Source organism: Opitutia bacterium, assembly GCA_016217545.1.
Classification (GTDB): domain Bacteria; phylum Verrucomicrobiota; class Verrucomicrobiia; order Opitutales; family Opitutaceae; genus Didemnitutus.
Genome location: JACRHT010000017.1, coordinates 1,144,314 through 1,171,220, shown reverse-complemented (window position 1 = coordinate 1,171,220; position 26,907 = coordinate 1,144,314). Strand labels below are relative to the sequence as shown.

The window sequence follows — 26,907 nt, the reverse complement described above, 5'->3', positions numbered from 1 at the left end:
ATCGCCCGGCGTTGATCGCTCGCGCTGGCCAGTCTCCGGAGGTGCTTCATTACGTCGGCTACGATGACGATGCGGGCGGCATCGTGTCCGTCGTCCGCGCCTTGGCGGAGGAAGCGCAGTTCCACAGCGTGCTGGGTCTGAACCGTGAGGCGCGGCAGTCGCGCACGCCGGCGCTGCCGCAGGCGGAGTTCGCTCCACTCGCCGGCGAGAAGATTTCGCCGCTGAATCTCTGGCGTGCGCGTCGTGCGGCGCGCGAGGTGCAGGCGTGGCTGCGCGCGGAGCCGGGGCGGATTTTTCACGGGCATTCGCGCGCGGGGTTGCTCGTCGCCTTGTGGCTGCACGCGTGGGGCGAGCGGCGCGTCGTGGCGAGCGTCCATTGCTACGGGCGGCACCGTTGGTTCTATCGCTGGGCGGCGCAGCGCTTGGGCGCGCGGCTGTGGTGGCTGAGTCCCGCGATGCGGCGCTATTATGGCGTCTCGGGTGAAGGTTGGGGGCAATGCCTGCCGGGCGGCGTGACGCGTCGATGGTTCGATCTCGCGCCTGCTGCGCCGGTGCCGGGCGTGCTGCGTCTCGGCGGTGCGGGCGCGCGGGTGCGGTGGAAGCGTTGGGAGTTGGTGCCGGAAGCGCTCCGCGAACTCGGTGATCGCGCTGTTGTGTTCGAACACATCGGCGCGGAGCCCGATGGCGGTTACGCGGGCGAGTTGCGCGCCCTGAGCGGTCCGGTCGTGCATTGGCGGCCGGCGGAGACGGACACAGCGCGGTTGCTGCGGTCGATCGACGTGCTCGTGTGCGCTTCGGATCAGGAGCCTTTTTCGATGGCCGTGCAGGAAGCGCTGGCGGCGGGCGTGCCCGTGCTCGCGGCGGCGGGCGGCGGTTCCCTCGATCTCATCCGCCCCGGCGTCAACGGCTGGCTCTTTGAGTCCGGCAACGCGTCGGCTCTGGCGGCACGCCTTCGCGATATCGCGGAAACTCGGGCGTGGGAGCGCCTCGATCGTGCGGCGATCCGCGCTTCGGCTTGGCGAGCCGAGGAGGTCGGGGTGCGCTGGAAGACCGCCTATGCCGCGCTAGCTTAGCGCCGCCGCGAGGGCGGCGAGGTGGTGCTCTCGCGTGTAGCGCGCGTCGAAAAACTCGCGTTGCGCTCCGGCGAGGGGCGGCGTCGCCAGCGTTGCCGCGAGGGCGGCGGCGAGACCGATGATGTCGCCGGGCGCGACGAGGCTGACCGTGGGCGGCAACGTTTCGGGAAGTCCGCGCCAGCGCGTCGCGACGATCGGGGCGTCGGCGGCCAGGGCCTCGAGGGCGACGAGCGGCTGGGCCTCGTGCGGATAATGCGTGGGCAGACAAACGACGCCGCAGCGCGCCAGCAGATCGGTTTTCGTCTTGCCGTGGACGATGCCCGCTTCGCGGCAGATGCCGGGATCGTCGACGCGCGCGCGCTGGAGGGCGGCGTGGACCGCCGGCTCGACTGGGCCGGCGAAGACGACGTGCGCGGAGCCACCTCGAGCCCTCAGCAGGCGCACGGCAGCGAGAAGATCGAGCGCGCCCTTTTCGACGGAGACGGCACCGAGGAAGAGGACGAAGTTCTCGCGTGGAACGGCCGCGACGGTCGGCAGCGCGAGACCGTTCGGCACGACCGCGATGTGGCGCGCGTGCAAGGCCGCGGCGTCCGCCCGCAATGAGGGCGTCAGCACGATCGCGCGATCGGCGCGGCCCAGCAGAATGCGGGTCATCGCGCGCTCGAAGCCGGTGACGTCCTGCGCGAGCCAGGCGCCGAGGCCGCCGTTGTGGAAATGAAGCACGAGTCGCGGGAAGAACGGCCGGCAGAGCAGCATCACGAGCCAGTCGCGGTAGAGCGCGCCGCGCTTGGCCGGAGCGGGCACGTAGTAGAGCGTGTCGCAGTTTTCCGTGAAGCGCGCGACGATGGCGTGGAAGCAGGCGTCGAGGATCGCGAGGACTTTGCCGAGGCGCCAGCCGCCGATGTCGGCGTGGCCGCGCGAGAGCCGGAGGTTGACGTGGAAGAGCGCGACGCCGTGGCGTGGCAGGCCTTGGACGGCGGTCTCGACCATCAAACTCTGGCCGTGCAGCGGCGGGGGAGTCTGGGCGAGAACGAGGAGCTTCATCTTCGGCTTGGAATCGGGGCGCGAGCGCGGATGATGCGGTCTCCGAGTGACCAAGCCAGCCGCAAAATTCCCCGCTGTGCCGCCGTCGTGGCTCGCGGCGGCGGTGTGCGCGCTGGCGGGCGCGGCGGTGTTTCATTTTTTCGGCAACAGCACGCGCGGCTACATCGACACGGCGTCGCTGCTCGTCTGGTGGGTGAAGCAGTGGACGGACCCGAACGCCGAGACGGAGCACGGCTGGCTGATCCTCGGCGTGAGCGCATGGCTGCTGTGGCGGAATCTGCGGCAGCGATCAGCGGTCAGCGAGCGGCCGTCAGCCATGATTGCTCCGGCCGTGGCCGCGCTGCTCGGCGGACTCGCGTTGCACATGCTCGGCTATGCGATGCAGCAGGCGCGGCTGTCGATCGTGGGGTTGTTGCTGTTCACGTGGGGTGTCGTGGCGCTCGGTGGCGGACGTCGTTGGTCGGCGGCGGCGGTTTTCCCTCTCGGGTTCATGTTATTTGCTCTGCCGCTGAACGTGCTGGATACGGTCGGCTTTTTCCTGCGCGTGGGCGTGACAGACGTCTCGTATCACGTCTCAAGGGCGTTCGGTTGCGAAGTGATGCGCAACGGCACGCAGCTGCTCTCGCCGGACGGCAGCTATTCCTACGACGTGGCGGCGGCGTGCTCAGGCATCCGGTCGCTCACGGCGTTGACGGCGCTGTCGCTGTTGCTCGGCTACTTGAGTTTCGAGTCGTGGTGGCGGCGCGCGCTGATCGGCGCCTTGGCGCTGCCGTATGCGTTCGTCGGCAACGTCGTGCGCATCCTCGCCATCATCGTCGCGGCGGAGTGGAAGGGGCAGGAGGCGGGCGCCATCGTGCACGAGTGGTTTGGGTTTCTGGTGTTCGTGATCGTGCTGGGCCTCGTGCAGGCGACGGTTTGGCTGCTGGAACGGCGCGCGCCGGAGCAGACGCACGTTCCGTCCGTTGGCGCAGCGTCGACCGAGCCGGGTAACCTAATAGGTTACCGCAGCGCCTGGGTTGCCGTGGTGGTGGTGATGCTCGCGGCGATCGGCGTGGCGGGGGCGACGCGGGCGCTGGATCGCGTGCAGGTCGATCCGCGCACGGGCGTGAAGCTCGCGGCGGACGGCGTGAATCCGGTGGCGCTGCCAAACTTCATCGGACTCGACTGGGCCGGGCAAAACGCGCCGGTGAGCGCGGTGGAGCGCGAGGTGTTGCCGCCCGACACGGGCTACTCGCGGAAAAACTACGTGTCACTGCGCGACAAGCGCGACCAGGTATTCCTCTCGATCGTGCTGAGCGGGCGCGATCGCACGTCGATCCATCGGCCGGAAATTTGCCTCGTGGGGCAGGGGTGGACGATTCGCGGGCGGACGCTGCACGAGTTTTCCGTCGGGGGTCGCCAAGTGCCCGCGATGCTGCTGCACATCGAACGCGAGGTGACGAACGCGCGCGGCGAGAAGGTGCGCGTGCCGGCGTTGCTCGCCTACTGGTTTGTAGGCGCGGACCGCGTCGTGGCGTCGCATTGGGAACGCGTTTTCTATACCTCGCTCGACCGCGTGCGGCACCTGCAGGCGCATCGCTGGGCTTACGTGCTGATGCAGACGCATGCGGTGGACGGCGACGCGGCGGCGCTGAAGCGGATCGACGAGGTGCTGGCGGGGACGTTGCCTCGTTTTCAGGAACCGATTGGACAGCTTTAGGCTTTATGCCTGCCGCTTAACGCCTACTGCTTCCGCCATGGCCGATCCGAAAATCCTCGAGACCTTCCCGAATCCCGCGCCGCATCGCGATTTCCTCATCGAGCACACGCATCATGAGTTCACCTCGCTGTGTCCGATGACGGGCCACCCGGATTTCGCGCATATCACCGTGCGCTACGTGGCGGACAAGAAGTGCGTCGAGCTGAAGTCGCTGAAACTCTATTTCCACGCCTACCGCAACGAGGGCATCTTCTTCGAGGCGGCGACGAACCGCATCTGCGACGAACTCGGCGAAGCGCTCCGGCCGCGCAGCCTGACCATCATCGCCGACTGGAAGGCGCGCGGTGGCTTCAGCTCGCGCATCACGGCGGAGTGGAAGCCGGCGAAGAAGAAGCGCTGAACGATGCGCGGGATTCCGCCGCGCCGGATTTCAAGCGTCGCGCGCGCCGCGCAAAATTACGTAATTTGTAATTTTGCCGGAAGCGGCAGCCGGCATTTCGGCACCGCGGAAGCGGCGCAGCGCGGGACAACAGAGCGGCGCTGCACGAGAGAACGGCGCGCCGCGGATCACCGGCCGGCTTGCGTGAATTTGATCGCGGCCTCGGTGCGCGAGCGCACGCGCCACTTCGCGTAGATGTTGGCGAGGTGCTGCTTCACGGCGGAGACTGAGACGCCGAGCCGCGTGGCGGCCTCCTTGTCGGACGCTCCGGTGGCTACGAGGGAAAGCACGTCGTGTTCGCGCGGCGTGAGCGGTTGCAGCGGGCTGCCGCCGGCGCGTTGAGCGTTCATCTGGGCTGCGGGCGAGGGAGATTCTCGCATCAGGGCGAGCACGCGGCGTGCGATGGCGGGCGACATCGGCGCGCCGCCGGAGCAGGCGTCGTCGAGCGCGGTGAGGAGTTCGGCGGAGTGAGTGCCCTTGACGATGTAGCCGACGGCGCCGGCCTTGATGGCGTCGAGGATGGAGTCGTCGTCGGTGCGCGCCGTGAGCATGACGATCGTGAGTGTGGGGAATTTCTCCAGCAACCGCCGGACGGCCACGGTGCCGGGCGCGCCGGGGAGCGCGATGTCCACGAGCGCCACGTCGGGCCGGAGCTGCGGCGACCACGCGGCGGTGGCCTCGGCGGAGTCGGCTTGGGCAATGACTTCGTAGCGCAGCGACTCGTTCAACAGGCTGGCCACGAAACCCCGGAACGGGACGTCGTCCTCGATCAGGGCGACGCGGAGGCGGGAGTTCGGGGCGGCTGGCATGCGAGGGAATTTTTAGCCGTGGCGGGGCAGTTCAATCCAGAACGTGGCGCCGCGCCCGATTTCACTGTCACAGCCCACGCTGCCGCCCATGGCTTCGGCGAGGCGTTTGGCGACGGCGAGGCCGAGGCCGTGGGAGGATTCGCCGCCGGTGGGGCGCGTGCTGGCGCGGCCGAATTTGCGGAAGAGCTTCCCGTGCTCGTCGGCGGCGATGCCGGGACCTTGGTCGACGACGGCGAGGCGGGCGCGCGGGTGACCGGGGGCGGTTTGCACCTCGAGGCGCACGGTGGAGTCGGGCGGGCTGAACTTGAGGGCGTTGGTCACGAAGTTGTCGATCACTTGGGCGAGCAACGTGGCGTCGGCTTCGACGTGCACGCCGGCGTCGATGCCGCCGAGTTCGATGCGCTGGCGCTTCGCCGCGGCAGTGGCGGTGTGGCGTTGCGCGGAGTCGCGAGCGATTTGACCGAGTTCGAGTTGCGTGAGGCGCACCGGCAACTGACCGCTTTCGGCGGCGTGCGCGCCGAGGTAGTCGTTGACGAGGGCGAGCATGCGGCGCGATTGGTCGGCGATGAGCGCGAAGCCGCGGGCGAGGGCGGGATCGGCGGCGCGGGGGGCGAGATGCTCGGCGGTGCCGCCGACGCTGGCGAGCGGCGCGCGCAGGTCATGGGCGGCGATGGCCATGAATTCGTTCTTCTCGGCGTTGAGGCGCGCGAGCTCGGCGTTCATCGCGGCGAGCTGTTCCTGTTGGGCGAAGGAGAGGCGCTGCAGCCGCTCGCGCGCCCACGTGACCGCGATCAACACGAGGGAAATCAGGCCGACGGTCGCGACTTGTTGGATGATCGTCTGGTGCAGCAGAAAATCGCGAGCGGCGGAGGGATACGCCGCGCGGATGAAAAGGTAGCCGATCGCCGTGGTGATGAACAGGGTGACGCCGACCGCGCGCGTGCTCAGCGGCACCGCGACCGCGACGGCGACGAGGAACTGCCCGTTGAGCGAAAACAGGCTCACGGTAAGCGAGTAGGTGAGCCGCATCTGCGTCGCGACGGCGAAGCACTGGGTCAGGAAATAGAACGAGACGGCAGCGGTGCAGCAGAGCGCGCCGATGAGCTGCAGGTGCGGGCGTTGGCGACGCCAGAAGGTGAACGCGAACATGAGCGCGAACCAAGGCAGCACGAGGGCGAAGCGGCCGAAGCTCTCCACGCGGGCCGAGGCGGCGTTGTTGATTTGGTAGAAAAGCCCGATCGCGACGACCGCCGCCGCGCCCAGCCCGGCGGCGATGCGCCATTGGCGCAGCGAGCGTTCGTCGTGATCGGCTCGAAAGCGGGCTTCCTGGGCGGGGTCGTCGAAGCGCAGGCGGTTGGCCTGCCGGGAGAGAGCGGCGTCGGTCATTGCGGGGGCGACCGGGGCAGCGAAACGAAACGGAAGCCGAGTGCAACACCTGGTCGTCCGACCATGGTCGCCCGCGGTTTTGACCGTGCTAGCACGACGCGACTAGTTCGGGCGCATCGTGATCAGCGTTTCCTTCGTCCTTCATCAACCGGCGGCCCGTGTGGCTGCGGCGTCGGTTTTTGCGGCGAGCGACGACATGTTGGTCCTGGATTGCGGCACGGTGCGGGAAGCGCGCGAGTTCCTGCGCGCGCGCCCGCCTCGCGTGGCGTTCGTGGAGATGTCGCTGGGAGATGAGGACAGCCCGGCGCTGCTGGCGGAAGTGGCGGAGGAATTTCCGGCGACGTCGGTGATCGCGGTGGGAGCCGGCGCGACGGAAGCGATCCGGGCTTTGCGGTTCGGTGCGATCGGCTTTCTCGAGGGCGCGAGCGCGACGCCCGCGGAGTGGCTCGCGGCGGCGCGGGAGGCACACCTCGGCGGCGCGCCGTTGTCGCGCAGCGTGGGGCGCTTCGTGGTGCGGGCGCTCGCGCGCGAACGCGGCATGATCGTGGCGCGGCCGGTGCTCACGTCCCGCGAACGCGACGTGCTCTCGCAGCTCGCGACCGGCGCGACTTATCGCGGCATTGGCGGGCAGCTCGGAATTTCCGAGGACACGGTGCGGGCTCACATTCGCGGGATTTACCGCAAGCTGCGCGTGCGCACGCGCGACGAGGCGATCGCGCGCCGGATCGAGTTGGACGCCACCACGCCCGAGGTCCCGCGCGAAATGGCATGCTAGCATGCACAGCACTTTTCCGAGCCCGCCGCTTGCCGCTGATTTTCACCGAAATATCAACCCACCACTCACCACCTGAACCGCCCCGCTGACCATGAAATTTGTCCTCCGTCTCGCTCTCGTTGGCTCCTGTCTCGCCGCGACACTCTCCGCCCAGACCATCCTTGCGCAATGGCGCTTCGGCGAAGCCGACGCCGGCGCGGCCAACGGCGGTGCTGTCGGTGTTTCGACCACCGCGAGCGTTGGGAGCAATCTCTCGCTCGCCTCCGGCGCGGCGACCTACACGAATTCGACGCCCGGTAGCGGCTCGTCGTTGGCCGTCGACATGAACGCCTCCGCGCAGTTCAGCACGGCGGCCTACTCGGCGCTGACGAACGGCTCGTCGTTCATCATGGAAATGTGGTTCAAACCGACGAGCGTCACGGGCGACCAGTATTTGCTCTACAACGGCGACACGAGCAACAACGGCCTCGGCCTCTATCTGCACAACTCCAGCGTGCAGCTGCTCCAAGGCGGACACATCGACGAAGCGGCGAACGCCACGGTCACCGCCGGGCAATGGAACTACGCGGCGATCGTCTGGGACGCCGGCACCGCGCGCGTCTACGTGAACGACACGAGCGCCCCCACGTTCAACGCGGGACGCGCGATCAACGATCCGACGGGCACGTTTGTGCTGGGCATCAACTACGCGGGTGCGATCGACGAGGCGCGCATCTCCACGTTCACCTCGGGCACGTTCAGCACCTCGATGCTGAACTACTCTTCGGTTAGCGCCGTGCCCGAGCCGTCGACCTATGCGGCGCTCGCGGGTCTCGCGGCGCTCGGCGTGGTCGCGTGGCGCCGCCGGCAGGCCCGCGCCTGACGCGCGACGATACGGTGGATGAAATTTGAGCGGCGCCGTGCAGGCGCCGCTTTTGTTTTCACGGCTTCAATGCAGCCAGCATGGCGGCGTGCAACTCAGGCGTCGCGGCGGCGATCGTGGAGGTCGCGGGATAGGCCGCGCCGCCTTGCCAATCGGTGATGACGCCGCCGGCACCGCGAATGACCGGGACGAGCGCGGCGATATCCCACGGGTTCATGATCGGATCGACCACGAGGTCGGCCCAGCCGGTCGCGAGCAAGAGGTAGCCGTAGGCGTCGCCCCACGTGCGGGCGAGCTTCACAGAGCGCGAGAGGCGGTCGAAGGCGGGACCGTTTTGGTGAACCGCTGGCGTCGTCCAGTCGCAGGTGAGCAGGGTGGCGTCGGCGAGCGCGCGAGTGGCGCGGCAACGCACCGGCGTGCCGTTGAGCGTGGTGGTGGTGCCGTCGCCGACCACGAGTTGGCGAAGGATCGGTTGATGGATGCAACCGAGCACGGGCTGGCCGTGGTGCAGCAGGGCGATGAGCGTGCCGAAGAGCGGCACACCGGTGACGAAGGATTTCGTGCCGTCGACGGGATCGAGCACCCAGACGAACTCGGCATCGATGCGCTCCGGGCCGAACTCCTCGCCGAGGATGCCGTGCGCGGGGAAACGCGTGTTGATCATCCGGCGGAGCAATTCCTCCGCGCCGCGGTCGGCCGCGGTGACCGGCGTGAGGTCCCCTTTCAACTCGACCGCCACGTCGTGGCGGCCGAAAAGCGGGCGGATGAAGTCGCCGCTGGCGGTGGCGAGTTCGAGGAGGAAAGCGCGTTCGGCGGCGAGGTGCATCGGAGCTCTTTGAAACCACGAAACACACGAAATACACGAAAATTGCGACGAGCATGAATAGCCGTGATTTCGTGTGTTTCGTGTATTTCGTGGTAGGCAATGCATTGGGCCGACACGCCGATTCACTTCATCGACTTCGAGGGCAACCGCACGTCGGGCATCCTCGAGTTCGGCGTGGTCACGTTGCGGGGCGGATCGATTGCCGAGACGCGCACGCGCGCGTGCGCGGCGACTGGGCGCGTCGCGCTCGAAGACACCGCGGTTCACGGCCTGCGCGCCGAGAGCGTGCAAGGCGAGCTGCCGTTCGCGCACGAGTGGGAGTTTTTCGCGACGTTGCGCGAGACGGGGCCGCTCGCCGCGCATTTCGCGAACGCGGAGAATTCGCTCCTGAAGTCCGTCTGGGCGTATCCGCGCACGGCGCCGGATTTCGTGCATGCGGGTCGCGACGCGCACGAGTGGGGGCCGTGGATCGATACGGGACGGCTGTATCCGCAGATTTTCCCGCAGTTGCCGGAGGCGAAACTGGCAAACCTGATCGTCTCCGCGGGCTTGCAAACCCAACTTGACGAGCTGGCCGCGGCGCACTGTCCGCCGCACCGACGCCGCTATCACGCCGCGCTCTACGATGCACTGGCGGGGGCGTTGCTGCTGCTGGACCTGCTGCGCCGGCCGGAGTTTTCCGGGGCGACCATCCCGTGGCTGCTCCAAACGAGCACGCTCGACCCCGAGCGCCGCGGCGCGATGCAGCAGGGCGATTTGTTCTAGCGCGGTCGTTCGTCCAGCGGAAAGCGGCGGAGGCCGGTGAGCTGGGCGAAGGTTCTCAACAGGAACATGGGGTTGTGCACGAGGTAGCGGCGTGCGAGCCGCCTCGGCTCCATGCACAGGCGGAAGAACCATTCGAGTCCGGCGCGCATCATCCAGCGCGGCGCCTGCCGCACGCGGCCGGTGTGGAAATCGAATGCGGCGCCGACGGTGACGAGCGCGCCGACGTCGAGTCGCGACCATGCGGCGTCGGCGAATTTTTCCTGCTTCGGCGCGCCGAGGCTGACCCAGATGATGTCGGGCTGGCGCGCGGCGATGTCGGCCTGGAATGCCGCGAATTCCTCCGGCGTGAGCGGTCGGAAAGGCGGCGTGAAAGTGCCGACGACGGCGAGGCCGGGGAAGCGCGCGGTGAGTTTCTCACGCAACAGCTCGGCCACGCCTGCCGCGCCGCCGTAGAAGTAGTGCGTGAGTCCGACCGCGCGGCCGGCGTCGCAGACCGCGAGCATGAGGTCGGGGCCGTAGACGCGCGTGATGGCGCGGTGGCCGTGCCAGCGGCCGAGCCACACGAGCGGCATGCCGTCGGGGACGTTCAGCCATGCGCGGTTGTAGAGGGCGCGGAGCGCGGGATCGCTTTGCGCTTCGCTGATGCCGTGGACGCCGGTGGCGTAGACGCAGCCGCAGCGTTTTTGTCCGCGCGTGGCCAGCAGGTGATCGCGCGCTTCGGCGAGCGAGAGCGCGTGCACGCCGACGCCGAGGACGTTGAAGCACGGGGGCTGGTTCACGGGGCGGAGCGTGAGCGAGCGTGGGGCGCGTGGCAAACCGCGCGTGGCTCAGTGCGCCGGCGCGGCTTGGGCGGCTTCGGCGGCGGGGCGGGAGCGGAGCATGCCGATGAAGGCGGCGGCGGCGACGAGCAGCAGCAACGCGAAGCACAGCGGGGCGCCGTGGACGTCGACCAGCGCGGTCATGAGCAGGATGAGCACGGTGCGGAGCGAGCGTTCGGCGACGAGGAAGAAGACGTGGATGCGGCCCATGAGGGTGTTGGGCACGGCTTCGAGGACGATGACGTTGCGCGCGACGCGCACACCGGCGTTGCCGAGGCCGAGGAAGACCATCGCGGCGTAGAAGGGGAGGGTGCGCGGCCAGACGGCGAGGAGCAGGAGGCCGACGAGGAAGACGGCGGCGAGCGCGACCGTCGTGCGCGCGTGGTTGAAGCGCGCGGTGAGGAACGGCACGCACACGCCGGCCGCGATGGCGCCGACGGCGAAGATCATCTCGCCGCGGCCGTAGACGCCGGGCGTTTCGTGCAGCGTCGAGGCCACGTAGATCGGAAACAGGTAGTTGCTGACCATGATGCCGAGGAACGGGACGAAGGAACAGAGCAGGAAGGTGGAGAGCGCGGGGCGTTCGCGCAGCCAAGCCCACGCTTCGCCGACGGCGCGCCAGGCGTTGGGTGCGGGGGCGTTTTTCGTTTCGGCGGTTTGGTGCGTGGCTTCGTAGGGGATCGTCGATTGGAGCACGAAGCTCACGAAGTAAGTCGAGGCGTCGAGGAGGAGGATCGTGGTGAGGCTGACGTGGCCGATGAGCAGCGAGGCGAGGCCGCCGGCGAGCATCGAGGCGGTCTGGCCTTGGATTTCCATGACGCTGGTGAGCGATTGGTAGTGCGCGCGGCCGAAGATCTGCTGGATGAACGCGAACTTCGCCGGGAAGTGCAGCGTGTAGTAGAACATGCCGCAGAAGTAGACGGTGACGAGTTGCCACGTGGCGAATTCGCCGCGGATGAAGCCCGTGAGCGCCATGGCGAGTGTGGCGGTGGCGCCGAATATCTCGCTCAGGAGCAGCATCGTCTTCCGCGAGTGGCGGTCGACCCAGGCGCCGTAGTAGGGCGCGAAGGCGAAGATCGCGAGCGTGGTGAGCGCGGTGGCCCAGCCGTAGATTTGCGAACCGCCCGGGCGGTTCACCAGCAGCCACGGCACGGCGATGATCGTGACGCCGGAGCCGATCGACGAGGTGACGTTCGCCGCGATGAGGCGCTGGGCGCGAAGGTCGCGCAGGAGGGCGTTCATGGGGCGATCAGGGGCGAGTCACCATGGAACACACGAACCGGAAAGACGGGTAGGGCGCGACCGCTGGGCGCGCCGTGGAGCGTCATCGCGGCGGGCCCAGCGGTCCCGCCCTACCGCACGCGAGCGGTGTTCCTTCACAGGCCGTGCTGGTCGACGAGGTAGACGAGGGCGGCCATGGCGGCGGCGCCGAGCTCGAGTTCGCGCTTGTTCACCTTGTCGATCGTGTCCTCGCGCGTGTGGTGGATGTCGAAGTAGCGCTGCGCCTCGGGGATGAGGCCGGCGACGGTGTTGCCCTTGGCCATGAGCGGGCCGACGTCGGCGCCGCCGCGGCCGGCTTGGAAGATGAACACACCGTAGGGTTCGAAGAGCGGTTTGAAGCGCGCGGCTTTCAGATGGGCGTCGCCGGCAGCGTTGCCGATGTTGAAACCGCGGGCGGAGTAGCCGCCGCCGTCGGTTTCGAGGGCGAGGAGGTGGACTTCCTTCTTGTTGCCGGCGACTTCGGCGTAGGTGGTGGCGCCGCGGAGGCCGTTTTCCTCGTTGGCGAAGAGGACGGCGCGGATGGTGTGCTTCGGCGTGTAGCCGATGGCTTTCAAGATGCGGAGGACGTCGATGGATTGGACGATGCCGGCGCCATCGTCGTGCGCGCCGGGGGCGATGTCCCAGCTGTCGAGGTGGCCGCCGACGAGGATGATTTTTTCCGGGGACTCGGAGCCGCGGATTTCGCCGATGACGTTGGCGGCGGGCCAGTCGTCGTGCCACGAGGAGTTGATCTGCATGGCGATCTGGAGCGAGGCGTCGGTTTTCAGCGCGGCGCTGAGTTGCTCGGCGGCGATGGTGCTGAGGGCGGCGGCGGGGATGCGCGGGACGTCGGGCAGGTAGGTGGTGTTGCCGGTGTGCGGGACGTCGTCGAGGCGGTGCGTGAGCGAACGGACGAGGACGCCGACGGCGCCGTGCTTGGCGGCTTCGGCGGGGCCTTGGTTGCGCTGGCGGCCGGCTTCGCCGTAGGCTTGGCCGGGGATGACGTAGCGCGGGTTCATGGCGCCGTTGAAGAAGACGATTTTGCCCTTCACGTCGGTGGACTTCAGTTCGTCGAGCGAGCGGAGTTCGACGACGGGCGCGGTGAGTCCGCCGGCGGGCGTGGGGACGGAGCCGCCGAGCGCGACGGTGGAGAGCGCGGCGGATTGGCCGTTGGCGTGGGCGATGCGGACGGACTCCGCGGCGCCGCGTTCCCAGTGCGGGACCATCGTCGGCTGCAGCTCGGTGCGGTCGCAGCCGATTTTTTTGAGGACTTCCTCGCCCCACTGTTCGGCGCCGCGGCCGGCGGGGGTGCCGGCGAGGCGGCCGGGGAAGCGCGTGGTGAGTTCGCGGAGGTTTTCGTAGGCGGGGCTGTCGACGAGCGCGGCGTCGTAGATGCGGCGCAGCATCTGGGCGTCGGGGTCGGCGGGTGCGGTGGCGGCGTTGGGCGCGGCGGGTTTTTCCTGGGCGCAAAGCGCGGTGGCGAACGCGGCGGCGGCGAACAGCGGGAGTAGGCGCATCGCGGCAGACTTGCGCGGGCGCGCCGGCGTGCAAGCGGGGAGTGCAGCGCAGCGAAACAGTGGGGCGCGCGGGCGGGCGGCGCAGCGGGAAGATGGAATGGGAACGGGGTGACCCGCGCCCGGAGGTCGCGGGCTACCTTACATCCAGCGCTTTTTCTTCAGGTAGATCCACATCAGCACCGTCGAGACGAAGGTCAGGCACGCGGCCCAGAGGTAGCCGTGGGGCGACTTGAGCTCGGGCATGTGGTCGAAGTTCATGCCATACCAGCCGCCGACGAGCACGGCGGGTAGCGTGATGGCGGTGAGCGCGGTGAGGAATTTGATGCCTTCGTTGGCCTCGAACTGCGCTTTGTTGAGGTAGATGTCGAAGGCCATCATGAGGCGCTCGTGGTAGCTGTTGGCGGCGTCCTCGAAGCGCGCGAGGTTGTCGCGCAGGTCGCGGAAATAGGGCAGCAGCGTGCTGCGGATCATCTTGGTGTCGCCGCGGGCGAGGCGTTCGATGACGTCGCGTTGCGGGCGGACGATCTGGCGGAGTTTCGCGAAGTCCTTCCGCGCGTGGAGCATCTCCTGCATGAACGACTCGGTGGTGCTCTTGTGGAGCATGATTTCCTCGATCTCGTCGAGTTCGTTGCGCAACTCGTCGAGCACGGGCGCGAAGCCGTCGATCATGAGGTCGAGGCAGGTGTGGGCGAGGCGGTCGGGGCCGCGCGGCGCGAGCGTGGTGTTCTTCGCGGCGCGTTCCTTCATCAGGGTGATCGAGCGCAGTGGCTGGCGGTGGAAGGTGACGAAGTAGTCCTTGCCGAGAAACATATCTAGCTCGGTGGTGGCGAACTTGTCCTTGCGGTTGAAGTCGACCGCGTGCGTGACCATGAAGAGGTATTCCTCGTAGTCCTCGATTTTCGGGAGGTCGCTGGGCGCGACGCAGTCCTCGATGGCGAGCGGGTGGAACTGGAAGACGCCTTCGAGGATGGCTTTGATTTCCTCGTCGGTCGGGTTGTCGAGGTCGACCCAGAGGATCAGGCCCTTGTCGGCGCGGACGAGGCGGAGAGCCTCCAGTTCGAGGTCACGGCCGACCAGTTTGCCGTCGCTGAAGATGAACGAGTGAATCATGCGCTCGGCCGCATCGTGTGCGACGGGCGCGGAGTGGCAAGCCCGGGGGAGCGGCGTCGTCGCGCGCGCTGCGCCGTTGGCCGTAATTTTTGACCGTTCGCCAAATCCGGGTTGAGAGCCGCGCGAAGGCGGGTTTGTTCGAGGGCTTATGCGACTTCGTTACCCCCGATCCCTCCTTCTCCCGTTCGTCCTCGGCGCCGCGGCCCTCTTACGCGCCGATGACGGCATGTGGCTCCTCAACGCGCCGCCGGCCGAGCAACTGAAACAGCGCTACGGCTTCGAGCCGACGCCGGCGTGGCTCCAGCACGTGCAGCGCTCCGCGGTGCGCTTCAACAACGGCGGCTCGGGTTCGTTCGCCTCGGCGGACGGCCTGATCATCACGAACCACCACGTCGGCTTCGACGCGATCTTCAAGCTGAGCACGAAGGAGCACAATCTGCTCAAGGAGGGCTTCTACGCCAAGACGCGCGCCGATGAGCGCAAGTGCGTCGACCTCGAACTCAACGTCCTGCAGTCGATCGAGGACGTCACCGCGAAGGTTAACGCGAGCGTGCGCGACGGCATGTCGGCCGAAGAAGTTCTCGCCGCGCGCAACGCCGCCAAGGCTGCGATCGAGAAAGAATCGTTTGAAAAGACCGGCCTGCGCAGCGACATCGTCACGCTCTTCCAAGGCGCGCAATACCACCTCTACCGCTACAAGGTCTACACGGACGTGCGCCTCGTCTTCGCGCCGGAGGAGCAGGCGGCGTTCTTCGGCGGCGATCCGGACAACTTCGAATACCCCCGCTTCAACCTCGATATCTCGATCTTCCGCGCCTACGAAAACGGCCAGCCGGCGAAGGTGGAGCACTTCCTCAAATGGAATCCCGCCGGCACGAAGGAGGGCGATCTCGTGTTCCTCGCCGGACATCCCGGCACGACGCAACGCCTCATCACGATGGCGGAACTCGAATACGCGCGCGACGTCCAGTTGCCCGGCGTGCTCCGTTGGATGAAGAGCCGCGAAGTGCTGCTCAACGCCTACGCCAAACGCGGCCAGGAAAACGCCCGCCAGGTGCAGGACGAGATTCGCGGCATTGAAAACAGCCGCAAGGTCTACGACGGACGCATCGGCGGCCTGCTCGATCCGCAGCTCGTCGCCGCCAAGCAGGCGGAGGAGGACGCGCTGAAAAAGTTCGCCCAGGACAAGCCCGAACTCGGGGCCAGCGATGCGTGGGACAAGATCGCCGACGCGCAGCGCGTTATCGCCGCCAACATCACGCGCTACAACTACACCGAGTTCTACTATTTCAACTCGAGCCTCTACAAGATCGCCCGCGACCTCGTCCGCTCCGCCGCCGAGCGCACCAAGCCGAACGGCGATCGCCTCCCCGAATATCGCGACTCGGGCAAGACCACCTTCGAGCTCGCGCTCTTCTCCGCCAAACCGATCCACCCCGAAGTCGAGCAGGTGAAAATCGAGCACTACCTCACGCTCATGGCGATGGAACTCGGCGCCAACGACCCGGCGGTGAAAGCCGCGCTCGGCGGCAAGTCGCCCGCGGTGCGCGCTGCCGAACTCGTGAATGGCACACAGGTGCTCGACATCGCCGCCCGCAAGGCGCTCTACGCGCAATCCGCAGACGAACTCGCGAAGTCCGCCGACGCGATGGTGCAGCTCGCGCTCGCGATGGAGCCGTTTGCCCGCGGCGTGCGCAAGACGATCGACGCGCAGAGCGAAGCCAAGCAGCAGGCCCACGCGCGCATCGCCAAGGTCCGTTACGCGAAGGACGGCGACAAGGTTTCGCCCGACGCGACGTTCACGCTGCGCCTCTCCTACGGCGCGGTGAAGGGCATCGACGCCGGCGGCGCGAAGGTCGCGCCCTACACCACGCTCGGCGGGATCTTCGAGCGCGCAGCGGACCGCGGCAACGTGCCGCCCTATGACCTGCCCCCGAGCTGGGTGGAGGCGAAGGACAAGCTCGATGCAGCGGTGCCGTTCAACTTCATCGCGACCTGCTACAGCATCGGCGGCAACTCCGGCAGCCCGACCATCAATCGCAACGGCGAGTTCATCGGCATCATCTTCGACGGCAACATCGACACGCTGGTGTGGAACTACGCCTTCAGCGACACGCGCGCGCGCTCGGTGAGCGTGGACGTGCGCGGCATCCTCGAGACGATGCGCAAAGTCTACGGCGCCGACGCCCTGGTGAGCGAATTGCTGGGCGCGAAGTGATCCGCGTTTCCTGCGCGGAGTATTGATTCACACGGCGCGGTTCAGTCCGCGCCGTTTTCTTTTGGTCGATACGCCAGCGGAGCCGCCTCAGGGCGGCTTCGCGCTTGCCACTCCGAAACGCCGACAGATACAGGTCGACTGCGGGTTATTCCGCTTCACGGGCCAGACATAAGAAATGAAATACACCAAAGTGATCCTGTTCGCAGTTGCCGCCGCGGTGGCGCTGCTCGAAGTCGGTTGCGCCTCTGTCAATCGGCAGGCCGCCAATGCCTACGCCGAACCCAAGGCGGACCAAGGCGTCGTCTATTTCTTCCGTCCGAAGAAATTCATGGGCGCCGCGATTTCCTACGATGTGCGCGACCGGGCAAACAACACCGTGATCGGCGCCATCGCGAACGGAACGTATTTCTTCCACTACGCGTCGCCGGGCCAACACGTCTACGCGGCCGCGACCGAAACCGACACGCTGCAAAACGTGGAGGTCGAGGCCGGCAAAACCTACTACATCGAATGCGGTGTGCAGATGGGCGTTTTGGCCGGCCGGCCTTCGATGAAGGTCGTCACGGAGGCGGAAGCGAAGCCGGTGCTGCCCACGCTGCAATACGCCACGAAATGACGGGTTGAGTTCGTCGAGGCGCGGCTTCCCAGTCGCGCCTTTTTTGCGCAAGAACGCTTTTCGGTTGGCTCGCGGGAGGATTGCCCTTGCGGGCACGCGGAAAAATCGGATTTCTCGCCGGGCGAAAATTCGCATCACGGGCCAGGTTACCTCCATGAAGTTCCCCAGAACTCTACTCCTCGGGGCTGCCGCATTGGCATCCCTGCTTCAGATCGGTTGCGCCACCATTACGCGTGGGACCACGGAGCAATTCAAAGTCGAGTCGAACCCGTCGGCTGCCTCAGTGCGGCTCGATAGCGGTGAGACGGGCGTCACTCCGGTGACGTTCACGGTGCCGCGGAAACGCGATCTCATCGTGACCGTCTCCAAAGAGGGCTACGAAACCGTCACGCGCACCGTCGGCACGAAGATCGCCGGCAAGGGCGCGGCGGGGCTCGCCGGAAATGCGTTGATCGGTGGCGTCATCGGGATCGGCGTGGATGCCGTGTCCGGAGCTTCGCTGAATCACGAACCCAATCCGTTGGTCGTGAATCTTCAGCCCGCGACGAAGCCGGCGGTGGCGGAAGCTCCGAAACCCGCCGAGTCACCCGCTCCGGTCGCTCCATCAACGTCTGCCGCCGTGCCCGCGCCGGCGGAAGCGACCGATGCGAAGGCGGCTCCGGCCCCAGCTCCGACTGCGGCACCAAGCGAACCCGGCAAATAGACTTGGCCGGCAAGCGATCTTTCGAGGCGCGGTTTTGGCCGCGCCTTTTTTATGCGGGGACGGACTTGCGACGGCGCGGGGCGTTTGCCTGACTCGAAAATGTCCGCGGGCCACGGATGACTATGCTGAAACAATTTCTTGCAGCCATCGTGATCGCGTTGGCCGGTGCCGTGCAGGCGGCCGAGAATTCCGGCGGGCTCTCCGATTACCAACGCGAGGCGGGCCAGATCATGCTCAAGCAGGTGCGGCGCGACATCGCCGAGCATCACTACGATCCCGCGTTCAAGGGCGTGAAGCTCGACGCGGTGGTCGCCGAGGCGAGCGCGCGCATCGCGCAGGCACAGTCGAATGCCGAGGTGTTTCGCGCCATCGCAGGCGTCACGCGCGCGTTTGGGGATTCGCACACGTATTTCGTCCCGCCGCGTTGGGGCTTCGATTTCGACTACGGCTGGAGCGCGATGGCGTCGGGCAAGTCCTGCCTCATCCATCGGGTGAAGCCGGGCAGCGACGCGGCGAAAAAGGGGCTGAAGGTCGGCGACCAATTGCTCGCGATCGACGGGGCGCCCGTCGCGGCGGACACATTGCGCGCGTGGATGTATCTGTTGAACGCGATCGAGCCGCACCGGAGTCTGCGGCTCACCCTCGCGTCGCCGGGTGAGCCGGCGCGCGAGTTGGAGATCGCGACGAAGGTCACGGAGCGCGAGCGCAACCTGGATTTGCGGCGGGACTTCGATGTCCTGATGCGCCAGCAGGGCGACCGCGTGGAGCGGGGGCGGAATCGTTACGAGGAGTTCGACGGGGTGTTCGTGTGGCGCTTGAAGCGTTTCATGTCCGACGCGGAGATCACGGAGGGGCTGGCGAAAATCCGCGGCTATGACCGGCTCGTGCTCGATTTGCGCGGCAATCCGGGCGGGGCGGTCGGACAGGTGTTGCGCGTGATCGCGGTGCTGCTCGGGCGCGACACGAAGATCGGCGTCGAGCGCGAACGCGACCGGGTGAAGCCGGTGGTGGCCGAGTTGCGGCGCGAGAAGCCATGGACGGGCAAGCTGATGGTGCTCGTCGATCGCTTCAGCGGGTCCGGAGCGGAAATGGTCGCGGCGGCGGTGCAGCAGAACGGGCGCGGTTTGCTGCTCGGCGATCGCACGGCGGGCGCGGTGCAGAAGGGCTACGCGCAAACGAGCAAAGTCGGCGTCGATCGGATGGTGTTTTTCGGCACCGTGGTGGCGCAGTCCGAGTTCGAGTTGTTGGACGGGAAAAAGATCGAGGGCGTGGGCGTGACGCCGGATTTCATGATGCCGCTTACGGGTGCGGATCTGGTGGCGCGGCGCGATCCGGTCCTAGCGCGGGCGCTGAAACAGCTCGGCGTGGTGCGCACGCCGGAGCAGGTCGCGGGCGTTTGCTGGGTGTTCGAGAAGCCGGCGGACAGCGGCGAGGACGACTGAGGCGTAGCCTGCGATACGCAGAGCAACGTGCGCGTGCAAGCACGCGGCCTACGACGGGAAGCGCGCGTGTTCGCGCGCGGCCGGCGACAAAAAGGCTTGGCAGAGCGCGGCGGCGGAAGGGCACCGGCCTGCGTCTCTGTCGGCGATGATGCGGTCGTGCGGGTTTATTCGGTCGCCTGCAAGCAGGCTCCTACAGGGGCACGGGGCGCGTGGGCGGTGCGCCGACGCGATCTTATTTCTCCGGACCGAGGATCTTGTTTTCCAGCTCCTGCACCGTGGCGATAAACGCCTCGGGGGTGGGCGCGGCCATCAGGGCGTCGCGCGAGGCGGCGTCCTTGATCAGGCGGCAGAGCGCGCCGACGAGGATGAGATAGTCGGTGGGATTGTTCTTCGGCGTGCCGAGCACGAACATCAGCTTCACCGTCTGGTTGCTGTTCTCGAAGAGCACGCCCTCGGTGCTGCGGCCGACGGCGAGGACGATTTTCTTCACGTGCTCGGTGCGCGCGTGTGGGAGCGCGATTTCGTTGCCGAGGCAGGTGGTGTCGAGGCGCTCGCGCGCGAGCAGCTCGTTGTAGAAGCCCTGGAAATTTGCGACGTCGGGGTGAGACTCGAGGAGCTTGGCGACTTCGTTGATGGCGTTCGTGCGCTTCGTGCTTTGCAGGGCGAGCGTGATGCGCGCGGGGTCGAGGAGCTTGGACAGACGGGTCGCCATGAGCGTCGGGAAATCCAAAAGACTCGCGCGGACGCACCTTGGCAAGGCGAGAGTGCGCGCGACGCGCGCAGGACGGAATTTTTTCGACATTGCGGCGGAGCGCGCGGCGCGCAGAACGAGGCGCATGCACAAACTGATGACTTGGCTCGGCGCGCTGGTGCTGGCGGTGGCGACGGTGCAGGCGCAGGACTTCACGCGAACGATGACGGCGGAGGAGCAGGCCGCGGCGGGTTTGGAGAAATTGAGCCCGGCGGAACTCGCGAAGCTCAAGGCCGCGGTCGAGCGCTACAAGGCCGGTGCGGTCGCCGTGGTGCAGGAGGCGGCGGAGCAGAAGGTCGCGGCGACGCAGGCGCAGGTGCAGGAAGTCGCGCGTCAAGCCGCGGCGTCCGAAGCGAAGGCGAAAGAGGCCGAGGAGAAGGCCGCGGCTGCGGAAGCGAAGGCCAAGGCGGCGGCGGAAAAGCCGGCGGTGGCCGAGAAGAAGGGCCCCGGTTGGCTGGGAGCTCTGATCACTTTGAGACGCGCGGAGGCGAAGCCGGAGGCCGAGGAGGCGATCGAATCCCGTCTGGCCGGCTCCGTCTCGACGTTCAGCGGACGCCGGACGTTCACGCTGGAGAACGGACAAGTCTGGCAGATGACGGAGTCGGACGCCTATGCGGGGCCGACCTACGATCATCCCGTGGTGCGGGTGCGGCCGGGGATGTTTGGCACTTTCTGGCTGCAGATCCCCGAGGCGGCGATCCGTGTGAAGGTTAAGCCGGTTAAACTCGAATAGCGCACTTTTCGTCGCGCCGCCGTTGCGAGGCAGCGATGACGCGCTAGTTTTCGGAATCATGAAACTGATCGCATGCCTGCTCGCTGGGATGATCGCGGTGTCTGCGACCGCAGCCGACGCGTTCCTCAAGAACCTGCCGCCCGAGAAATTCGCCGCCGCCGGTTTGAACAAACTGACAGCCGAGGAACTCGCGCAATTGGAACAGTTGATCGCCGAGCGTGAGCAGGGGGCGGTGAAAACCGCCGTGGCGACCGTGCGCGCGGAAGCGCCGAAGGCGGCGGCCAAGGCGGAGACGAAGGCGAGTGGTCCCAGCTGGCTGCGCGCGCTGGTGACGCTCCAGGAGACGGCGGACAAGCCCGAGGCGGCGGAGGCGGTCGAGAGCCGGCTGGCGGGCGACTACGAGGGGTGGACCGGCAAGACCGTTTTCAAACTGGAGAACGGCCAAATCTGGCAACAGACGGGCGGCAGCGCGCGCTACGACGACAAGCGCCACGCGCCAGCGGTGAAGATCTACCCCGGTATGCTCGGCGCCTATTGGCTCGAGATCGAAGGCGTGCGCGAGCGGGTGAAGGTGAAGCCGGTAAAGTTGAATTGAAGTGCGGGTTGGGTGCCCGCACCCGGCGTCCGGGCAGTAATGCGATGGCCCGCGGGGTGAGGGCGCACCGCCCACAGAAGATGGGAAAGAAAAAGGCGCGCCGTTGGGCGCGCCTTTGAAGGGAGGGAGGGCCGGCGGGAAGCCGGCGCTACTCAGACGGACGGAGGGGCGTCGGGGGCGGGGGCTTCAGGGGCTTCGTTCGCGGCTTCCTCGTCCGGGGAGGAAATCACTTTCGCGATCGCCAGGAGCTTGTCGCCAGCCTCGAGGTTGACGAGGCGGACGCCTTTCGCGCCGCGACCGGTTTCGCGGATTTCCTTCACGCGGGTGCGGATGCTTTGGCCCTTGGCGGTGAGGAGCATGACCTCGTCGGTGTCGCGGACGCTGAGGGCGCCGGCGACCGCGACGGAGCCGTCGTCGGGCAAGTCGATCGCGATGACGCCAGTGCCGCCGCGGCGGGTCTTGCGGTAGTCTTCGAACGGCGTGCGTTTGCCGACGCCGTCTTCGCGGGCGACGAGCAGGCGCGCCTCGTGGTCGCAAACTTCGAGGGCTTGCAGGTAGTCGCCGGCTTTCTTGAAGCGCATTCCGGTGACGCCGCCGGTGAAGCGGCCTTGCGAGCGCAGGCCGAGCTTCGGGCCTTCGGCTTCCTCGCCTTCGGCGGCGGGCGCGGTGGTGGCGGTGGCATCGGCGCCTTCGACATCGTCGGTCTCGGCGGCGCCTTCGTAGAAGCGGACGGCCTGGCCTTGGTGCGAGACGAGGACGATCTCGTTCGAGCCGTTGGTGAGGACGGCGCCGACGATGGCGTCGCCTTCGGAGAGCTTCATGCCGCGGATGCCGCCTTCGCGGGTGGCGCCTTCGTATTCGGCGAGGGCGGTCTTTTTGATCGCGCCGCTCTTGGTGGCCATGACGACGAAGTGCTCGGGCGTGAATTCCTTTACGCAGAGGAGCGCGGCGAGTTTCTCGCCGTTGGTGAGGCGGAGGAAGGAGGCGACGGACTTGCCCTTGGCGGTGCGGGTGCCTTCGGGGATTTCGTAGACCTTCTTCGCGTGGCACTGGCCGGTGCTGGTTAAGAACAGCACGTAGTCGTGCGTCGAGGCGGTGAAGAGGTTTTCGACGAAATCGTCCTCGTAGGTCTCGGCGCCGATGACGCCTTTGCCGCCGCGTTTCTGGGAGCGGTATTCGGCGACGGGCGTGCGCTTGATGAAGCCGAGGTGCGAGACGGTGATGACGGCGCCCTCGTTCGGGATGACGTCCTCCATGCGGAGGTCGCCGGCGTCGTCGATGATCTGCGTGCGGCGCGGGGAGGCGTATTTGTCGCGGAGGGCGATCAGCTCGCTCTTGATGAGGGCGAGGAGCTTCGACTCGTCGTCGAGGATGCCTTGGAGCTCCTCGATGAGTTTCATGAGTTCGAGGTATTCGGCTTCGATCTTGCCGCGTTCGAGGCCGGTGAGCTGGTAGAGGCGGAGTTCGAGGATGGCGTTGGTCTGCGCTTCGGAGAGCGGATACTTGAGCATCAACCGCTGCTTGGCCTCCTCCTTGTCTTTCGACGCGCGGATGATCTTCACGAAGTCGTCGAGGTTATCGAGGGCGATGATGTAGCCTTCGAGGATGTGGGCGCGTTCCTTGGCGCGGTTGAGGCGGAACTGCGTGCGGCGGGTGACGACGTCGCGGCGGTGGTCGATGTAGCACTCGATGAGTTCCTTGATGTTCATCTGCTTCGGCCGCTTCTTGTCGAGGGCCAGCAGGATGACGCCGAAGGAGGATTCGAGGGCGGTCTTCTGGTAAAGCTGATTGATGATGACCTGCGACTGCTCGCCGCGCTTCAGCTCGATGACGATGCGCGTGTTCTCGTCGGACTCGTCGCGGAGGTCGCGGATGCCGTCGATTTCCTTTTCGCGGACGAGCTCGGCGATGCGGAGCACGAGTGTCGCGCGGTTAACGTTGTAGGGAATCTCGGTGATGACGATCTGCTCGCCGCCGCCCTTGAGTTCCTCGGTGTGGGCTTTGCCGCGCATGCGGACGATGCCCTTGCCGGTGGTGAGGTAGGAGCGGATGCCGGCGCGGCCGTTGATGTAGCCGCCGGTCGGGAAGTCGGGGCCGGGGATGTAGGTGACGAGCTCGTCGACGGAGACGTTGGGGCGGTCGATGACGACGCACGTCGCGTCGATGATCTCGCTGAGGTTGTGCGGCGGGATGTTGGTCGTCATGCCGACCGCGATGCCGGTCGAGCCGTTCATCAGGAGGTTCGGCAGCGCGGCGGGAAGGACGGTGGGCTCGGTGGTCGACTCCTTGTAGTTAGGCGCGAAGTCGACGGTCTCTTCCTCGATGTCCTTGAGCAGCTCTTCGGAAATGTCGCGGAGGCGGCACTCGGTGTAGCGGTAGGCGGCGGGCGGGTCGCCGTCGACGGAGCCGAAGTTGCCCTGCGGGTCGATGAGCTGGTAGCGCATCACCCAGTTTTGCGCGAGGCGGACGAGAGTGTCGTAAACGGAGGAGTCGCCGTGCGGGTGGTAGTTCTTAAGGACTTCACCGACGACACCGGCGCACTTGTCGAAGGCGCGGTTGTGGAGGAGTCCTTCGCGGAGCATCGCGTAGAGGATGCGGCGCTGCACCGGCTTCAGGCCGTCGCGGGCGTCGGGGAGCGCGCGACTGATGATGACCGACATCGAATAATCGATGTAGGCGGTCTGCATGATGTCGGTGATGTTGGCGGTGGAGAGCTTTTCGTTGGCCGTATACATGGCTGCGGGGAAATCTTTCTCGTTCTCTTACTCGTTCTCGTTCTCCCGGTCGCTTTCCCGTCGAGAACGAGAAAGAGAACGACGAACGAGAACGATGGGAATCAAACGTCCAGATATTGGACGTTGAGGGCGTTGTCTTCGATGAACTGGCGGCGGGGGGCGACTTCTTCGCCCATGAGGAGGGTGAAGAGGGCGTCGGCTTTCGCGGCGTCGTTGATGTTCACCTTGAGGAGGCGGCGCTTGTCGGGGTCCATCGTCGTCTCGTAGAGCTGCTTCGGGTTCATTTCACCGAGACCCTTGTAGCGTTGGATGGAGAGGCCCTTGCGGCCGTTGGCGCGGATCTGGCCGATGATCTCGAGCGGCGAGTGCAGCTCGGTTTTGACCTCGTTTTTCGTGCCGGGGTTTTCGGTGAAGACGTAGCGCGCGGCCTCGGTGGGCGCGAACTTCGTCTCGATGCCGGCGTGCGCGAGGGCCTTGAGGAGCTTGGTCATTTCGTTCGCCTCGAAGATCTCGTGGATCGTGACGCGGCGAACGGGGCCGGAGGGCGCCGAGGAGTTGCCGTTCGCGGCGGCGGCTTCGGATTCCTGGGCATCGGCGGCGGCGCGGTCCTTGTCGGTGCGGAGGAACTTGTGCGACTCCTTGTTGCCTTCGCGGATGCGCTGGATGTAGCGCGGCAGTTCGTGGGTCTTCGGGTCGTGTTGGTCGAGGTATTCCGAGAGCTGCGCGCCGTAGCGCGTGATGCCGCTGCCGAGCTTCTCGAGGGCGGCGAGCATCTCGACGATCGGGTCGATCTGCGTGGGCGCGAAGACGTGTTGGTCGGCGGCGCGGGCGAGGACGATGTCCTCGGAGCCGAGTTCGAGGAGGATGCGGTTGAGCTGCTCGTCGTTGTCGACGTATTGCTCGCGCTTCTTGCGCTTGATTTTGTAGAGCGGCGGCTGGGCGATGTAGACGTAACCGCGCTCGATCACGCCCTTCATTTGGCGGTAGAGGAACGTCAGGAGCAGCGTGCGGATGTGCGAGCCGTCGACGTCCGCGTCGGTCATGATGATGATGCGGTGGTAGCGGGCTTTGTCGGCGTTGAAGGAGGCGTCGTCCTCGCCGGTGCCGATGCCGGTGCCGATGGCGGTGATGAGGGTGCGGATTTCCTCGTTGGAGAGGACCTTGTCGAGCTGGGCCTTCTCGGAGTTGATCAACTTGCCGCGGAGTGGGAGGATGGCCTGATAGCGGCGGTCGCGGCCCTGTTTGGCGGAGCCGCCGGCCGAGTCGCCCTCGACGATGTAGAGTTCGCAGACGGCCGGGTCTTTTTCGGAGCAGTCGGCGAGTTTGCCGGGGAGGCCGCCGCCGGAGAGGGCGCCTTTGCGGATGGTCTCGCGGGCCTTGCGCGCGGCTTCGCGGGCGCGGGCGGCCATGAGCGACTTTTCGATGATGCGCTTGGCGATGCTCGGCGTCTGTTCGAAGGCGAACATCAGGCCCTCGTAGGTGGCGGAGCCGACGATCGACTCCACTTCGGGCGAGAGCAGCTTCACCTTGGTCTGCGACTCGAATTTCGGGTCGCTGTGCTTGATCGCGATGACGGCGGCGAGGCCTTCGCGGACGTCGTCACCGGTGATTTGCGGGTCCTTTTCCTTGAGGAGATTGTTGGCCTTGGCGAATTGGTTGATCGCGCGGGTCATCGCCGAGCGGAAGCCGGAGAGGTGCGTGCCGCCGTCGGGATTATGGATCGTGTTGGTGTAGCAGAGGACGAGGTCGTTGTAGGAGTCGTTGTATTGGAGGACGACTTCGAGGTGCACCTCGGCTTTTTTCTCATCGATGGTGGTCTCGACTTCCTTGGCGATGCGGACGGGCTGCGGGTGCAGCGCGGTCTTGCCTTGGTTGATCTGCTTAACGAATTCGACGACGCCGTCCTTGTAGAAATAGCGCTCGGGCTTCGGCTCGGAGGGGCGCTCGTCGGTGAAGATGATCTCGAGGCCGGAGTTGAGGAACGCCAGTTCGCGCAGGCGTTGGGAGATTTTGTCGGCCTTGAAGACGGTGGTCTCCTTGAAGATTTCCGGGTCGGGCTTGAAGGTGATGAGCGTGCCGGTGCCCTTGGCCTTGCCGATGACTTCGAGCTTTTTGGTGGTCTTGCCGCGTGCGAAGGTCATGTGGTGCACCTGCCCGCCGCGGGAGACCTCAACCTCGAACCACTCGGAGACGGCGTTCACGCACTTGGCGCCGACGCCGTGGGTGCCGCCGGAGAACTTGTAGCCGCCCTGGCCGTATTTGCCGCCGGAATGGAGCGTGGTGAGCACCATCTCGACGCCGGGAATCTTGTATTGCGGATGGATGTCGACCGGGATGCCGCGGCCGTCGTCGCGCACGGAGATGGAGCCATCGAGGTGGATGGTGACGTCGATGCGTTTGCAGTGGCCGGCGAGATGTTCGTCGACGGAGTTGTCCAACACCTCGGAAACGCAGTGGTGCAGCGCGCGTTCGTCGGTGCCGCCGATATACATGCCGGGCTTTTTGCGGACGGCTTCGAGGCCCTCGAGTTTGCCCAGTTTGGAGGCGTCGTAGGTGTCGCCGGCGGGAGGATTTTTCGGTGCGTGGGAGGCGTCGTCAGGAGCGGACATTCAGGTGAAAATGGGTATGGGAAAACGTCGCGGAAAAGGGCGGGCGGCACAAGGGATTTTTCAGGTTTTTTGGGGTATTTTAGAAAACTGAAAACCAACAACTTACAGCGTAAAACGGACGC

Annotated in this window: 23 protein-coding genes; 12 read left to right on the top strand and 11 right to left on the bottom strand. The window is 66.6% G+C overall.

Annotation, left to right across the window (positions count from 1 at the left end; translation table 11 throughout):
• Positions 1 to 11 precede the first annotated feature (11 nt).
• Entirely contained in the window at positions 12 to 1,073 is a 1,062-nt protein-coding gene (locus HZA32_20915) for a glycosyltransferase family 4 protein (GenBank protein MBI5426545.1), read from the top strand.
• On the opposite strand, the gene HZA32_20910 is transcribed toward HZA32_20915, so the two are convergent.
• Positions 1,065 to 2,117 carry a glycosyltransferase family 4 protein gene (locus tag HZA32_20910; GenBank protein MBI5426544.1) on the bottom strand — a complete coding sequence of 351 codons (1,053 nt, stop codon included), beginning with the start codon at positions 2,115 to 2,117 and terminating at the stop codon, positions 1,065 to 1,067. The genes HZA32_20915 and HZA32_20910 overlap by 9 nt on opposite strands.
• 76 nt (positions 2,118 to 2,193) lie before the next feature.
• Between HZA32_20910 and HZA32_20905 the strand changes: the two genes are divergently transcribed.
• Positions 2,194 to 3,816, top strand: coding sequence for an exosortase/archaeosortase family protein (locus HZA32_20905; protein ID MBI5426543.1), 1,623 nt, complete (start codon positions 2,194 to 2,196; stop codon positions 3,814 to 3,816).
• 37 nt (positions 3,817 to 3,853) lie between these two features.
• The gene (gene queF, locus HZA32_20900; GenBank protein ID MBI5426542.1) at positions 3,854 to 4,216 is read left to right on the top strand and encodes an NADPH-dependent 7-cyano-7-deazaguanine reductase QueF; all 363 of its coding nucleotides are present in this window, start codon (positions 3,854 to 3,856) and stop codon (positions 4,214 to 4,216) included.
• Positions 4,217 to 4,383: 167 nt separating this feature from the next.
• Here queF and HZA32_20895 read toward each other — a convergent pair whose 3' ends face one another.
• Together HZA32_20895 and HZA32_20890 are read right to left on the bottom strand one after the other, a co-directional pair.
• A complete protein-coding gene (locus HZA32_20895) occupies positions 4,384 to 5,064 on the bottom strand; it encodes a response regulator transcription factor (GenBank protein MBI5426541.1) in 681 nt (226 codons plus the stop codon).
• Positions 5,065 to 5,076: 12 nt separating this feature from the next.
• The gene (locus tag HZA32_20890) at positions 5,077 to 6,450 is read right to left on the bottom strand and encodes a HAMP domain-containing histidine kinase (protein ID MBI5426540.1); all 1,374 of its coding nucleotides are present in this window, start codon (positions 6,448 to 6,450) and stop codon (positions 5,077 to 5,079) included.
• A gap of 196 nt (positions 6,451 to 6,646) precedes the next feature.
• On the opposite strand from HZA32_20890, the gene HZA32_20885 reads away from it, so the two are divergent.
• Both HZA32_20885 and HZA32_20880 read left to right on the top strand, forming a co-directional pair.
• Positions 6,647 to 7,225, top strand: coding sequence for a response regulator transcription factor (locus HZA32_20885; protein MBI5426539.1), 579 nt, complete (start codon positions 6,647 to 6,649; stop codon positions 7,223 to 7,225).
• Positions 7,226 to 7,316: 91 nt separating this feature from the next.
• Complete coding sequence (locus HZA32_20880; GenBank protein ID MBI5426538.1) at positions 7,317 to 8,087, top strand: LamG domain-containing protein; 771 nt, start codon at positions 7,317 to 7,319, stop codon at positions 8,085 to 8,087.
• Between the two features lie 58 nt (positions 8,088 to 8,145).
• Here HZA32_20880 and hisN read toward each other — a convergent pair whose 3' ends face one another.
• Entirely contained in the window at positions 8,146 to 8,913 is a 768-nt protein-coding gene (hisN, locus tag HZA32_20875) for a histidinol-phosphatase (GenBank protein MBI5426537.1), read from the bottom strand.
• 99 nt (positions 8,914 to 9,012) lie between these two features.
• On the opposite strand from hisN, the gene HZA32_20870 reads away from it, so the two are divergent.
• The gene (locus HZA32_20870) at positions 9,013 to 9,678 is read left to right on the top strand and encodes a 3'-5' exonuclease (protein MBI5426536.1); all 666 of its coding nucleotides are present in this window, start codon (positions 9,013 to 9,015) and stop codon (positions 9,676 to 9,678) included.
• On the opposite strand, the gene HZA32_20865 is transcribed toward HZA32_20870, so the two are convergent.
• The 4 genes from HZA32_20865 to corA form a co-directional block, all read right to left on the bottom strand.
• The gene (locus HZA32_20865; protein MBI5426535.1) at positions 9,675 to 10,457 is read right to left on the bottom strand and encodes a WecB/TagA/CpsF family glycosyltransferase; all 783 of its coding nucleotides are present in this window, start codon (positions 10,455 to 10,457) and stop codon (positions 9,675 to 9,677) included. The two genes, HZA32_20870 and HZA32_20865, sit on opposite strands and share 4 nt — an antisense overlap.
• Positions 10,458 to 10,505: 48 nt before the next feature.
• Positions 10,506 to 11,738, bottom strand: coding sequence for an MFS transporter (locus HZA32_20860; GenBank protein ID MBI5426534.1), 1,233 nt, complete (start codon positions 11,736 to 11,738; stop codon positions 10,506 to 10,508).
• A gap of 134 nt (positions 11,739 to 11,872) precedes the next feature.
• Entirely contained in the window at positions 11,873 to 13,273 is a 1,401-nt protein-coding gene (locus HZA32_20855; GenBank protein MBI5426533.1) for a M20/M25/M40 family metallo-hydrolase, read from the bottom strand.
• A gap of 138 nt (positions 13,274 to 13,411) precedes the next feature.
• A complete protein-coding gene (corA, locus tag HZA32_20850; protein MBI5426532.1) occupies positions 13,412 to 14,383 on the bottom strand; it encodes a magnesium/cobalt transporter CorA in 972 nt (323 codons plus the stop codon).
• A gap of 148 nt (positions 14,384 to 14,531) precedes the next feature.
• Here corA and HZA32_20845 point away from each other — a divergent pair, with 148 nt between their 5' ends.
• From HZA32_20845 to HZA32_20830, 4 genes are all read left to right on the top strand, one after another.
• The gene (locus HZA32_20845) at positions 14,532 to 16,601 is read left to right on the top strand and encodes a S46 family peptidase (protein ID MBI5426531.1); all 2,070 of its coding nucleotides are present in this window, start codon (positions 14,532 to 14,534) and stop codon (positions 16,599 to 16,601) included.
• Positions 16,602 to 16,776: 175 nt separating this feature from the next.
• Positions 16,777 to 17,217 (top strand): DUF2846 domain-containing protein, encoded by a 441-nt coding sequence (locus HZA32_20840; GenBank protein ID MBI5426530.1) that lies wholly within the window; start codon positions 16,777 to 16,779, stop codon positions 17,215 to 17,217.
• A 154-nt stretch (positions 17,218 to 17,371) separates the two neighbouring features.
• Complete coding sequence (locus tag HZA32_20835) at positions 17,372 to 17,920, top strand: PEGA domain-containing protein (protein ID MBI5426529.1); 549 nt, start codon at positions 17,372 to 17,374, stop codon at positions 17,918 to 17,920.
• A 116-nt stretch (positions 17,921 to 18,036) separates the two neighbouring features.
• Complete coding sequence (locus HZA32_20830) at positions 18,037 to 19,362, top strand: PDZ domain-containing protein (GenBank protein MBI5426528.1); 1,326 nt, start codon at positions 18,037 to 18,039, stop codon at positions 19,360 to 19,362.
• Positions 19,363 to 19,594: 232 nt separating this feature from the next.
• Here the strand turns inward: HZA32_20830 and HZA32_20825 are convergent, their stop codons facing one another.
• Positions 19,595 to 20,074 (bottom strand): PTS sugar transporter subunit IIA, encoded by a 480-nt coding sequence (locus tag HZA32_20825; protein ID MBI5426527.1) that lies wholly within the window; start codon positions 20,072 to 20,074, stop codon positions 19,595 to 19,597.
• Positions 20,075 to 20,198: 124 nt separating this feature from the next.
• On the opposite strand from HZA32_20825, the gene HZA32_20820 reads away from it, so the two are divergent.
• Positions 20,199 to 20,846, top strand: a complete 648-nt coding sequence (locus HZA32_20820; protein MBI5426526.1) for a hypothetical protein — start codon at positions 20,199 to 20,201, stop codon at positions 20,844 to 20,846.
• A gap of 58 nt (positions 20,847 to 20,904) precedes the next feature.
• Positions 20,905 to 21,441 (top strand): hypothetical protein, encoded by a 537-nt coding sequence (locus tag HZA32_20815; GenBank protein MBI5426525.1) that lies wholly within the window; start codon positions 20,905 to 20,907, stop codon positions 21,439 to 21,441.
• Between the two features lie 152 nt (positions 21,442 to 21,593).
• Here HZA32_20815 and gyrA read toward each other — a convergent pair whose 3' ends face one another.
• Together gyrA and gyrB are read right to left on the bottom strand one after the other, a co-directional pair.
• On the bottom strand, positions 21,594 to 24,176 hold the full coding sequence (gene gyrA / locus HZA32_20810) for a DNA gyrase subunit A (protein MBI5426524.1): 2,583 nt from the start codon (positions 24,174 to 24,176) through the stop codon (positions 21,594 to 21,596).
• A gap of 101 nt (positions 24,177 to 24,277) precedes the next feature.
• Positions 24,278 to 26,785 (bottom strand): DNA topoisomerase (ATP-hydrolyzing) subunit B, encoded by a 2,508-nt coding sequence (gene gyrB, locus HZA32_20805; GenBank protein ID MBI5426523.1) that lies wholly within the window; start codon positions 26,783 to 26,785, stop codon positions 24,278 to 24,280.
• Positions 26,786 to 26,907 lie beyond the last annotated feature (122 nt).